Source organism: Paenibacillus sp. Marseille-Q7038, from assembly GCF_965111595.1.
On sequence record NZ_CBCOOM010000001.1, the window covers coordinates 3,225,817 to 3,237,996 of the forward strand.

15 protein-coding genes are annotated in these 12,180 nt (G+C 40.8%); 8 read left to right on the forward strand and 7 right to left on the reverse strand.

Annotation, left to right across the window (positions count from 1 at the left end):
• Positions 1-29: 29 nt before the first annotated feature.
• A complete protein-coding gene (locus ACWPWY_RS15320) occupies positions 30-1,250 on the reverse strand; it encodes a sensor histidine kinase (protein WP_454192439.1) in 1,221 nt (406 codons plus the stop codon).
• A 5-nt stretch (positions 1,251-1,255) separates the two neighbouring features.
• Positions 1,256-1,963, reverse strand: coding sequence for a response regulator transcription factor (locus ACWPWY_RS15325; RefSeq protein ID WP_454192440.1), 708 nt, complete (start codon positions 1,961-1,963; stop codon positions 1,256-1,258).
• A 265-nt stretch (positions 1,964-2,228) separates the two neighbouring features.
• Between ACWPWY_RS15325 and ACWPWY_RS15330 the strand changes: the two genes are divergently transcribed.
• The 4 genes from ACWPWY_RS15330 (at position 2,229) to ACWPWY_RS15345 (ending at position 4,483) form a co-directional block, all read left to right on the forward strand.
• A complete protein-coding gene (locus ACWPWY_RS15330) occupies positions 2,229-3,203 on the forward strand; it encodes an NAD(P)H-binding protein (protein WP_454192441.1) in 975 nt (324 codons plus the stop codon).
• Between the two features lie 100 nt (positions 3,204-3,303).
• A complete protein-coding gene (locus ACWPWY_RS15335) occupies positions 3,304-3,459 on the forward strand; it encodes a hypothetical protein (protein WP_454192442.1) in 156 nt (51 codons plus the stop codon).
• A 132-nt stretch (positions 3,460-3,591) separates the two neighbouring features.
• A complete protein-coding gene (locus tag ACWPWY_RS15340; protein ID WP_454192443.1) occupies positions 3,592-4,122 on the forward strand; it encodes a hypothetical protein in 531 nt (176 codons plus the stop codon).
• A 91-nt stretch (positions 4,123-4,213) separates the two neighbouring features.
• Positions 4,214-4,483, forward strand: coding sequence for a hypothetical protein (locus ACWPWY_RS15345; RefSeq protein WP_454192444.1), 270 nt, complete (start codon positions 4,214-4,216; stop codon positions 4,481-4,483).
• 76 nt (positions 4,484-4,559) lie between these two features.
• Here the strand turns inward: ACWPWY_RS15345 and htpG are convergent, their stop codons facing one another.
• Both htpG and ACWPWY_RS15355 read right to left on the reverse strand, forming a co-directional pair.
• Complete coding sequence (gene htpG, locus ACWPWY_RS15350; RefSeq protein WP_454192445.1) at positions 4,560-6,446, reverse strand: molecular chaperone HtpG; 1,887 nt, start codon at positions 6,444-6,446, stop codon at positions 4,560-4,562.
• A gap of 101 nt (positions 6,447-6,547) precedes the next feature.
• Positions 6,548-7,861 carry an Imm26 family immunity protein gene (locus ACWPWY_RS15355; protein ID WP_454192446.1) on the reverse strand — a complete coding sequence of 438 codons (1,314 nt, stop codon included), beginning with the start codon at positions 7,859-7,861 and terminating at the stop codon, positions 6,548-6,550.
• A gap of 98 nt (positions 7,862-7,959) precedes the next feature.
• Here ACWPWY_RS15355 and ACWPWY_RS15360 point away from each other — a divergent pair, with 98 nt between their 5' ends.
• On the forward strand, positions 7,960-8,400 hold the full coding sequence (locus ACWPWY_RS15360) for a hypothetical protein (protein ID WP_454192447.1): 441 nt from the start codon (positions 7,960-7,962) through the stop codon (positions 8,398-8,400).
• 142 nt (positions 8,401-8,542) lie between these two features.
• Positions 8,543-8,878 (forward strand): nuclear transport factor 2 family protein, encoded by a 336-nt coding sequence (locus ACWPWY_RS15365; protein ID WP_454192448.1) that lies wholly within the window; start codon positions 8,543-8,545, stop codon positions 8,876-8,878.
• A 102-nt stretch (positions 8,879-8,980) separates the two neighbouring features.
• On the opposite strand, the gene ACWPWY_RS15370 is transcribed toward ACWPWY_RS15365, so the two are convergent.
• On the reverse strand, positions 8,981-9,172 hold the full coding sequence (locus ACWPWY_RS15370; protein ID WP_454192449.1) for a hypothetical protein: 192 nt from the start codon (positions 9,170-9,172) through the stop codon (positions 8,981-8,983).
• Positions 9,173-9,410: 238 nt separating this feature from the next.
• On the opposite strand from ACWPWY_RS15370, the gene ACWPWY_RS15375 reads away from it, so the two are divergent.
• The gene (locus tag ACWPWY_RS15375) at positions 9,411-10,382 is read left to right on the forward strand and encodes an aldo/keto reductase (RefSeq protein WP_454192450.1); all 972 of its coding nucleotides are present in this window, start codon (positions 9,411-9,413) and stop codon (positions 10,380-10,382) included.
• Between the two features lie 179 nt (positions 10,383-10,561).
• Here the strand turns inward: ACWPWY_RS15375 and ACWPWY_RS15380 are convergent, their stop codons facing one another.
• Entirely contained in the window at positions 10,562-10,894 is a 333-nt protein-coding gene (locus ACWPWY_RS15380; protein ID WP_454192451.1) for a hypothetical protein, read from the reverse strand.
• 82 nt (positions 10,895-10,976) lie between these two features.
• Here ACWPWY_RS15380 and ACWPWY_RS15385 point away from each other — a divergent pair, with 82 nt between their 5' ends.
• Entirely contained in the window at positions 10,977-11,561 is a 585-nt protein-coding gene (locus tag ACWPWY_RS15385) for a GNAT family N-acetyltransferase (RefSeq protein WP_454192452.1), read from the forward strand.
• 125 nt (positions 11,562-11,686) lie between these two features.
• Here ACWPWY_RS15385 and ACWPWY_RS15390 read toward each other — a convergent pair whose 3' ends face one another.
• Positions 11,687-12,166, reverse strand: coding sequence for a GNAT family N-acetyltransferase (locus ACWPWY_RS15390; RefSeq protein WP_454192453.1), 480 nt, complete (start codon positions 12,164-12,166; stop codon positions 11,687-11,689).
• Positions 12,167-12,180 lie beyond the last annotated feature (14 nt).

Here is a 12,180-nt window from a genome sequence, read left to right on the forward strand (position 1 = left end):
CGAACCCCTTACATTGAACAGTCCATAGGCTATTCCAAGGTGGGCAGTCGCGTCTCGAACACCGTCTGTCTAGATGAGCTCTCTACGGAAATTTCTCCCCCGTGAACATCGAAGATACTCTTTGTGATGGCAAGTCCCAAACCCGTTCCGCCCGTTTCTTTTGAACGGGACTGTTCGACGCGGTAGAAACGTTCAAAGATATAAGGAAGGTCCCGCTTGGGAATAGGTTCCCCATAGTTACAGATGCGTACAACAACCTGTCCCTCTTTTTTTTCAATGTAAATGTCTATATATTTACCGCTGCTTGCGTACTTAATCGCGTTAGAAATGAGGTTTTCGTATGCTCGCACAAGTTGGTCGCCGTCAGCCTTAATCATCATCGGATGATCCGGTACATGCGTTCGAATGGTCATATTCGCCTGCTCCAGAATGGGAACGAATTCCTCAGCCAGCTGCTCAATGAGCCCCGTTACATCCAATTCACGTAAATGAAGAGGCATGCCATTGTTAATACGGGTATATTCAAATAGATCGTCGATGAGTTTTTTGAGGCTAAGTGACTTTTCATAGGCAATATTCATGTAATAGCGAAGTTCCACCTCGCTCGTATAACGGTCTTTATCAATGATTTCTAAAAATCCGAGTATAGAAGTAAGCGGGGTCCGAAGGTCGTGGGAAACACCCGTAATTAAATCATTCTTCGTTTTCTCCGCGTTTCGCTCTTCTTGAATGGAACGGTTCAGCTGTTCGCTCATCGCATTAATACTCTCTGCAATCAGGCCAAGCTCATGGTTTTCTCTAACCGGAATTTCATGGTCAAAATTCCCCTTAGCGATTTTCGCAAGCCCGTGATTAATCTCCTCCAAGTACGTATGGATTTGCTCAGACACACTGTTGATGTTTCTTGCGATCGTACCGAGTTCATCGGAAGCCTTCACCTTTACCGTCGTATGAAGCCGGCCACCCGCCATCTCCTCAAGAACGCTTGCAAGCTCCTTCGCACGTAAGACAAGCGGACGAGTTGCAAAGATATATAAGGTGATAAAAAAGGCTGTTCCAAAAATAAGAATGGTATTTTGAGAGCCAATATGGTTGATGATCCACGCAAGGGGCACATTATAGGGACTCAGATTGATAACGTAGGAGGCGAGAAGTCCCCCAAGCAGAACAAACAGCAGTGTGAGCCCCATGCATCCAAGGAAAATGGCAAGGAATTTCCAACGAATACTGATGTATACTTTGGTATTCATATCCCTTACATCTCCTTTGCAGATCTCATTTTGTAGCCGATGCCCCAAACTGTTTTAATGTAAGCGGGATGCTGCGTATCCTTCTCGATCTTTTCGCGGAGCTTGCGGATATGTACCATGACCGTATTTTTTGAATCCATGAATGGCTCGTTCCAGACTTCCTCGTATATTTTGTCCATGCTCAGAACAATTCCCTGATTAACGGCCAGAAGCTTTAAAATATCAAATTCGCGGGGCGTCAGCTTTACTTCCTGATCCCCCACCGTCACGGTATGAGTAGCGGTATTAATCACAAGATCGTCAATCACGATCTCATCCTCGCCCATATCACTCCGGTTATTGAGCATCTTGTACCGACGGAGCTGTGATTTAACCCTAGCCACCAGTTCAAGCGGGTTAAAAGGCTTAGTAACATAATCATCCGCACCGATGCTCAGACCTGAAATTTTATCCATATCCTGACTTTTTGCAGACAACATGATAATTGGAGTATTGTTTTTCTCTCGTATTTTCATGCATGCTTGGATTCCGTCCATCTGTGGCATCATGACATCGAGTATAATTAAATCAACCGGATTGTTGCGCAGTATTTCGAGGGCCTCCACCCCATTGAATGCCTTGAATATTATGTAGCCTTCATTCTTTAAATAAATTTCAATGAGTTGAATAATTTCTTTTTCATCATCTACAAGTAAGATCGCTTCTCTGGACATGCTGCATTCACACCTCTTTGAGTATTCTAAAATCTAAGACTATGCTTTAATAAAATGATTTAATTTCATGATGAAAGTAATTCAAATAGCATTATAAACCAGAAACCTTAATATTACGGTCGCAAATATCTTAATATTAGCTTAAATTGCTGTTGATGAATTCTCTTTAGAATGAGCAATCTCATGCTTTTTATACTATGAATAGGAAGTTAGATGTAGAAAAAAGTATCGGTAAATCAAAGGTTAACAAAGGAGAAACCATCCTATGGATAAAGAGGAGAATTGTCGTCCCGTCATTGCCCTTACCGGCGCTTCGGGATCGATCGGACAATACCTAATGACTGAACTACAAAACAATTATGATATCATCGCGATATCCCGTAATAGAGATCAACATATCAGTTCGGAGCATGTCACTTGGCGTGCTTGTGACTTCTTCTCCTATGACGATGCAGAAAAAGCACTGCGCGGAGCAGACTATGCCATCTATCTCATTCACTCCTTGTTACCTTCCGCCAAACTGACTCAGGGCAGCTTTGAAGATATGGATGCAATCTTGGCAGCACATTTTGCCAGAGCAGCCCAGCGGAACAGGGTGAAAAAAATCGTATATATAAGCAGAATGATTCCGCCGGAGGTAGAAAACAAAGACGTATCCCAACATTTGCGAAGCAAACTTGAAGTAAAGCGAATCTTAGGCTCATACGATGTTCCTGTGACTACCTTTCGGATTGGGCAATTTGTTGGCCCGTTTAGTTCTCCTTTTCCCATTAAGGGTTTAGCGAAAAAATCGATGAAATCAGATGTGAGATCCATACAGCGGATCTGTTTACCGGAAGGAAAAAATGCACAGTGGGTTCTGCACTATTACATAGAGTGGCTGTCACGTATTACGAAACCGTTCATTCAGATTAAAAGAAGGGAAGATCAGATTGTCCGCATTTTACTTAGAGCCACAAAAACTCCACTTCTCGAACTAACCTACGATAAAACGAAAAGCAGTCCAACTCATGCTTTGTACCAAATTTCAGGCGGAATCTTGGTTAATAGGAGAGAAATTCATAATGGGAGACTTGAGTTTTTACAGTTGCCCAATTCGAGAGAATGTATTGTAGCCATTCACGATTATCTGCCTTCATTACCTTGGTTTATCTATAAATACACTCAGGCCACACTTCATCTGTGGGTTATGAAAGCCTTTGACCTTCACCTTAAGGAACTTAGCGAAAATAACAAATAATGCCCTACGAATAATCTACCGTTTATGTTTGAGTGCTGTCGGATCGGGTATCTATTATTATATCGAAATCAACGTTAACCATTTTAAGGAGGTAATTCAGATGCAACAACAAACGGGAGATAAAGTACGTAACCAAGAGGATAGCAAAAACAATTCCCCTGAGCAGCAAGAGAAAGTGAAAAAACATGAGGATATTGAGCCTCAAGCGGAGAACTGGAACCCTCGTGACCTTCCTAATCCGAACAAAAAGGATTAATCTAAATTCATAAGTAGTCATTCTAATAAAAAAGACCACGCAGATTAGCGTGGTCTTTTTGTCGTTGTTTTACGCAGCAATATTAAATTTAATATAGAGCAAGATCATAAGACGAAGGGCGCATCCTCTCCTTTGACTCGTAAGATGACTTGGAGAATAATTTCAATACTTATTGGTATAGATGTGCTGCTCATTATATTACACAGCGGGGGCTACTATCTTCGACTATTTCCACCGGACAGTCTGGTATTATCTATGTTTATTTTTAACAGTATTGTGCTGTTGTCTATGGGAATCATAGCAAAGATTTATACCATTGTTGCTGCATTTGTGCCTGGAGTTATTATTGTATTTCTCATTCTGTACTTCAGCCACGCAATCAATGATGAACATTATACAACCATTCACTCACCGATCGGAAACGAAGCTGTAGTGGTTAAATACTCCGTAACTACTCTAGGAGAATCTATCTATTCTTATGGCTTCTACCAATCATTACTAGGGGGACTACTGCTAAAAGATCTGAGCAGCTATTATTATATGGATCATGGCACTTACGACTCAGCTCAAGATGTACTAGGAATGAACGATCCTACGTGGAGAGATAGAAAACATCTTATATTTCATACTGCATCAGGAGAACACACCTTGAAGCTAAAATGAAAATATCAGATAAACGGGTTGTCATTTTTTACAAATTAATGTTATTTTATATAAACGAATATACATATCACATAAGTCAGGAGATCAAAAAATGCTGAATAATGATCCATACGTTACACCTGAAAGAGATACTCCGCCAGAGGCTCCCATTGTAAGCGTCAAAAGTTGGATGCTTACGATGTTCCTTTTAGCGATACCTATCGTCAATATTATTCTTTTGTTTGTTTGGGCTTTTGGAAGGGTTGCAAATCCGAGCAAAGCCAATTATGCAAAAGCGTACTTATTATGGATCGGTATCGTGATCGCAATTTATATTGTCTTCATCTTAATCTATTTATTTGCTACTACTACAAGTAATTAGTTCTACCCAAATAAAAATCCCCCAGTCCTATAGGACTGAGGGATTTTCTGCAATCTGCACTATATCGAAACGTAGTTTACGCCATAATTTTGCAAATATCATTAGTGAAAGCCACAGGGTCTTCGACCTGCAAGCCTTCAATCAGAAGCGCTTGATTGTACAGTACGCTTGTGTACACAGCAAACTTCTCTTTATCATTCTCAAATGCTTGTTTCAGTGAGCTAAAGACTTCATGGTTTGCGTTAATTTCCAGCACTTTATCGGCTTTCACTTGCTGTCCATCTGCATTTGGCATGGCATTCAGCACTTTTTCCATCTCAATTGTGATTTCCCCGTCAGCAGACAAGCAAACCGGATGAGATTTCAGACGTTTGGAAGCTTTGACTTTCTTCACTTTACCGGCAAGCAGCTCCTGCATTTGTTCAAACAATTCTTTATTCTCGTTTTCCTTCGCTTCCGCTTCCTGCTCATTCGCATCCGCTTCAAATCCAAGATCACCGCTCGATACAGAACGGAATTCTTTCTCTTGGTAGTTCTGAAGCATCTTGATTGCAAACTCATCCACATCATCTGTGAAGTACAGAATTTCGTATCCTTTATCAGCTACAAGTTCCGTTTGCGGCAAGCGGTCGATACGCTCTACAGACTCACCTGTTGCATAGTAAATATACTTCTGATCTTCCGGCATACGGGATACATATTCAGCAAGGCTCACAAGTTTCTTCTCTTTAGAAGAGTAGAATAGGAGTAGATCTTGAATATCACCTTTATTCATACCGTAGTCATTGTATACACCGAATTTCAGCTGTCTGCCAAAGGATTCATAGAACTTCACATAATTATCGCGCTCATCCTTCATCATGGATTGAAGTGCGGATTTGATTTTGTTCTTGATATTCTTCGCAATCAGTTTCAGCTGACGATCATGCTGCAGCAATTCACGAGAAATATTGAGTGATAGATCCTCGGAGTCTACCATCCCTTTCACAAAGCTGAAGTAATCGGGCAGCAAGTCGCTGCACTTGTCCATAATTAGAACGCCATTAGAGTAAAGTTCAAGACCTTTTTCATACTCTTTTGTGTAGTAATCAAACGGTGTTTTCTCAGGTATAAACAGGATTGCATTATATACAACTGCACCGTCTGCATTGATATGAACGTGCTTCAGCGGTTTGTCAAAACCATAACGTTTTTCAAAATAAAAGTTCTCATAATCTTCATTCGTGAGCTCGTTTTTATTTTTACGCCAGATCGGCACCATGCTATTCACGGTTTGTTCTTCGGTAACTTCCTCGAACTCGTTCTCTGCATCTTCTTTCGGTTTCTGTGTTTTCACATCCATCTTGATTGGATAACGGATAAAATCAGAATACTTCTTGATGATGGTTCTGAGACGATACTCTTCAAGGTATTCATCGTAAGAATCTTCTTCTGTATTCTCACGAATGTGAAGAATAATGTCGGTACCTACGCTGTCTTTCTCTGCTAATTCAATGGTATATCCATCTGCACCTTCGGACTCCCATTTGTAAGCCTGCTCGCTTCCCCATGCTTTCGTAATGACCGAAATCTTATCAGCCACCATGAACGCAGAGTAAAAACCAACCCCGAACTGACCAATGATATTGTGTCCGTCCTTCAGTTCATTCTCGTTCTTGAACGCAAAAGAACCACTGTTCGCGATGATCCCGAGGTTGTTCTCCAGATCTTCTTGCGTCATCCCGATCCCTGTATCGGAAATCGTTAGGGTGCGGTTTTCTTTATCCGCCGTAATTTTAATAAAGTAGTCTTCGGACTGGAAAGTCAGTTGATCTTCCACCAAAGCTTTATAGTACATTTTATCAATCGCATCACTTGCGTTAGAAATCAGTTCCCGCAAGAAAATTTCTTTCTGGGTGTAAATGGAGTTAATCATCATTTCAAGTAAACGCTTGGATTCCGCTTGGAATTGTTTCGTTGTCATGAATAGTCTCCCTTCAACTCGTTAACCTATTTTAGCACTCTGATATTGAGAGTGCTAAGTCTTCCTTTTATATACCATATTCCATTTTTTAATGTCAAGTTTCAGGACGGATTATAATAATCTGGAACCATCACACTGACTGTCTCAAAATACATAAATCGCAGCTCGTCCTGCTGATTTTCAGCACACATTTCCTTATACCAAGCTTCCTCTATTTGTTCTTCTTCAAGTACATTTCCTCTCCACAACGCAAGACCTAACTCCTTAAAATAATAGGCATACCCATTGTCTTCTTCGGACCGATCATACGGCGATACTTTATCAATAATCGGAATGAGCATCTTGGCTTTCGTGTGAAAAGCATCCACCGTCTGTTCCGGCAAATGGATTCGGACTTGAAGAAGTTCCGGTTCGTAACCCGTCACCATCTCTATGAAGGAACTCTTTCCCTCCTGATCATAGTCGATGCGAAAAACATCATTAAACGAATAATTCCAAAGACCTTTTAGATGCTCTTTCCTATAAGATTCCAATACTGCACGGCATTCCTTTTCACTCATTCCAAGATAGAGTTTTCCAATACGCTCACCGGGAATGACATCAACAACCTTATTCGGTATCGGCCTTGAATCGTTATCGTATGGCCCATCTACTCCTGGTAAAAGAAATGCCTCATTATCCTGCATAGGATCATCCCATTCCGTGAGTCCATGATATGCGTTCGCTAATTGGGTAAGGAAAGAATCGGAAAAACGTTTCACTTTACTTCCTGGATGTTCGGACTCTTCTTCTCCTGTAACAAGTACCGGGGCATTCCCAATCACCTGAAAGGTAAAATTATGTATTTGGTCGCCTAATACTGATATGATTGCAATCGGACGCTGAGTTATGACATAAGAAGGCTCCAATACCTCTTCAGAGCAACATTCATAGAGTACACACACTGGATTTTTCTCTGTCGTTTCCTTTACCACTTGTCCATAGGCATAATCTTCATTCATTAAAGGAATCGTAAATACATCACCTATTTTCCATTTCTGCGGGGTTGGTCTAACCCATTTTTTGCAGTAATCGATTGCCCTATTCTTTTCTTCATTAGATAAATTTATCTGATAAGGTGGAACCATGAGGTCATGTGCCAAGAAAATCACTTGAAGGATCGCCTCCGCGTGGGCCTCGCTAGAATGAACAATAATTCCCCCATCGTCATATTCGAAGGTAAGTTGATCCAGCAACCCTTCTTCCTCTCCCCGAATCTTGTCTAATAATAAGAGGCCCGCTTGCGTATTCGTCTGTACTCCGAATTGGTTCGCAATTGTTGTTATTAATAAGTAGCGCTCTAGTTCATAATCAGGAATAAATAACGTCATGTGTCCAATTGTAATATGTTTGTGGGTATCTTTAGATAGAATCAAAGAAATCCAACTCCTCATTATTTTTTATGTCTACTTCTTGATGAAACTAGTCAAATTATGTAATAATTTGTATCATGTGGAACGGAAATTATAGGAGTGTGAGTTACATTATCAAATATTTCATGAAGCTAAATATCGTAAGTATTCTCTATGCCTTGCTTCTATTTATACTAATCGAATTTCAAGTAAATATATACCGTATGGTAAGAATAACAGGCTTGGATGTAGATCAAGTAAATACGGCGGTGACGATCTTATCTTGGGTATTATTTCTCCTCGTAACTGGTGGATGTATCTGGCTTACAAGTAAGTGGCTTAGACCACGTATATTAAACTTTTCGATCATGTTGTTGTGGCTACCTTACTTTTATCTCATGATCACTGTATTTGCACGGCTGTTTCCCCTCACAAATCCAGCTGAATCTCCGCTTCCGGCTATTGGCATCATCATTCTTGCTATGATCTTCCTCTATCCACTGTATATTGGCTTAATTACATGGATTGGATCACTACTCGGCAAAAAGACTCATTCCATATAATTATAATGTAGATTAAATACCACTTTTCGCCGCCAACTTTATCGCTTTAAAATAGTAGTTGATTGATGTGGTAAAAATTGTTATATTCTGATCAAACGAATTCATCATTTACCATCTTCCCATACGTAAAGGAGACTTACCTATGTCCATCACCCAAGTTATTGATGCTCAGCTTGAAGCTTACAATGCTCGTGATATTGAAGCTTTGCTTCGTACTTATCATCCCGATTGTGTTATTGAAGATGCTGCGGGCAACGTACAACAAACGAACAGAGAAGAGATTCGCACTAGATATACGAAGACATTTGAAGTTAGTCCTGAGCTGCATGCGAAGATTCTGACTCGAATTGTAAACGGTCCTTATGTCATCGATCATGAAGAAGTTAGCGGACATAGCGGAAGAACAGATCTGCTGTATGCGGTTCCTATCTATCGTGTTGAAGATGGACTGATCACACATGTACGTTTTATTGGTTAATTCATCGAATTGGATATAAATATAAAGAGGTAAGTCCCTAATTCTAATGGATCGGGGGCTTACCTTTCTTTATAAGAACTCCGAGATTTCATATGGTAACTGCTAATGTCCTATATGTTCCTCTGGAGCAATGAATTGATAAGAACCAAGCAGAACAAAAAAGAGAGTCATCACAATTAAAGAAATTCCAATCCATTGATAGAAACCTTTATTTGAAGATTCCTTTTTTGACCTCACAATGAAATAGGTGCCCATAGCTAAAAATAAAATAATTAAGGGAATTACGATAATCATACATATACCCTCCTTTTTTTCCATTCTATACTAAAATTTAATAGTCCACTAAATCAATTTTCATAACTCATTAAAATGACAAGTTGAATTCTTAAAAGACCCTTTCCCGCTATAAACGAGTCGTATTGCTCCTACTCCGCTACCTCTTTTGCTCTCTATCTCTGGAAATAATATACTTAATGTCTATCGATATATTTTGACTAATCCTACTGAAGATCTCGAAAGGAGCACTGTTCTAATGAAATATAATTATCTAGGTCAGAGTGGACTTCAAGTCTCTCAGCTTGGGCTTGGCACGAATTCTTTTGGTAAGAGAGCGGATGAGCAGACCTCGGCCCGTATTCTCCATCACGCCATTGATCATGGCATCAACTTTATTGATACAGCCAATATTTATGCGGGGACCGAATCAGAACGAATCATTGGACAAGCACTGCAAGGGAAACGAGATCAGGTTGTACTGGCTACAAAAGCAGGACTTGTCAAAGACGATAAGCCTAATGGACGTGGGTCTTCCCGCTATCATCTACAGCTTGAGCTGGAGAACAGCCTGAGACGACTCCAAACCGATTATGTGGATCTCTATCAGATTCATACCTTTGATCCCAACACCCCTCTGGAAGAAACCCTTCGAGCACTCGATGACATGGTCCGTTCCGGTAAAGTACGCTACATTGGTGCTTCTAACTATGCTGCTTGGGAGATCATGAAGGCACTCGGTATTAGTGAGATGCGGAATTTCGTGCGTTATATATCTACTCAAACCAGTTATTCCCTCGCGGATCGTACGCCCGAGCTTGAACTCGTACCGATGTGTCTTGACCAAGGTGTCGGTATTATCCCTTACTTCCCGCTTGCAGGAGGCATTCTGACAGGGAAGTATACAAGCAAACATAGTACTCCATCTGGTTCCCGTGCCGAGACGGATCCGAACTTCAATCGGTTCTTGGAAGAGCATAATTTGGAGTTAGGCCGTAAGGTAAGTGCCCTTGCCGCTTCCCAGGGCTATTCCCCAAGTGCGCTTTCGGTTGCGTGGCTCATGAACCGCCCAGCGGTATCGACGGTTATCGTAGGTGCGACAAAAACGGAACAGCTAGACGATAATATCAAAAGCCTTGAGATTGATATGAATTCAAATCTCGGCGCTGAACTGGATCAGATCAGTGAGCCGTTCATTCACGCCAAGCCTTTTGCAACGTACCGTATTTAGGTAGATCTGTACAAAGTGCGTTTGAATTAGAATTTTATTTAGAAAAAAAGTAACCTACTCCCGTGAAAACTAGCGAGTGGGTTACTTTACTATGGTTATGTATAATATCGGGTGAATCTAACGAATTAAGAGATTTGATGTGATACTTGGTTTGGCCTGCCTTCAAGTTATTAAAAGGGTTAGTGTTCTTCAACGAACAATCCCAATTGCTCGATTAACGGAATCATGGAATCTATTGACCTAGAGGTATGGATTCCCATTAGATAGTCATACCCGATAAAAACTTTCATTCTTCTAGGATAATATACTTTAGCCCACATATCTTCACGTAATATTAATCGGCAAAAAGAGCCCACTTGCTCTGTATCTAGTTTGTCTAAGTCTTTTATGTGGATATAAGTTTCTAGTAATTCCTTAGAATAGAGTTCACGATATTGTTCATTCATTTCCATAAAAGTATCGTAAGAAAAACATCTCGCGACTTGATTAACCATCAAAAATGGTAGTTTCATATATTCCATAACCATCTGTTTGCCAGTAAAATACATTTCATGTTATGTTTATGAGAAATTTTTCCACTGGAGGTCTAGCGATATGACCCATGAGACTAAAGAAAAAATCATGCTCACGATTCCAGAATCCTTTGAAAGTAAAAGATTAATCATCCGTGCACCATTATTTGGGGATGGCGCAGCCTCCTATGAAGCAGTCCAGGAAAGCATGGAAGAATTACGGCCGTGGATGCCATTTGCGAATGATCAGCTTACCGCAGAAAATTCTGAGATCAACATCAGACAGGCACATCTGAAATTTTTAGAGCGTTCCGATTTACGACTTATGCTATTCTCCAAAGAAAATGGACAATTGATTGGAAGCAGCGGGCTGCACCGGATTGACTGGGATGTTCGTAAATTCGAGATCGGCTACTGGGTTAGAAGCTCCTATACAGGGCAGGGTTATATAAGCGAAGCAGTAAACGCCATAACGAACTATGCGATAAATGAACTTGCGGCCAATCGGATCGAAATTCGCTGCGACGCAAGAAATGTGAAAAGCGCAAAAGTAGCCGAGCGGAACGGATTTGTCCTTGAAGGAATTCTACGCGGAGACAGTCTGGATGTCTATGGGGAGTTATCAGATACCAAGGTTTTCTCAAAAGTACGAGGGAAAGAATTTTAAGGAACGATCTTCGAACATATTAAAAATCCATGTGAAGCTGTCTGGTAACTCAGCTGCCATTAACTCGAACGGCACCCCAATTTGTTAGACAACATCTAAAAAATTGGGGTGCCGTTATTCTATGACTACGTTTGGTTCATCGCTACGAATTCCCGATCCCTGCTAAGAAAGGTTTGACCCTTTTGAAATCCAGCTCCCTCATATACTTTTATAGCCCGTTCATTGAAAGTGGCAACAACGAGCTGTAACGGCGAATGGTTCGTAAGATTACGAATGAAAGAAAGGCTCTCTTTTAAAAATAGTCCACCCTGCCCGTTTCCAGTTAGATCAGGCCTCATCCCTAAATCTATATCGATCTGCTCCTCTTCATTATTGTAGATTCCTGCTGCATATCCTCCCGGAACCCTTGCTGCTTCTCCAGTACAAATAAACCCAATGAGATTCTCCTTTCCATCAAGTGCGACATAATAGCTACCGTCCATAAGTTCGTCCAAGGTCTCTTCCTCATCATCCATGTTGTACAGCGAGTAAGGTTCAGGATACGTCCAAGTAGCAATGGCGTTAGCATACTGATGGCTCATCGGTAGAAATGTAATTGTGTTCATTGGAAGTCCTCCTC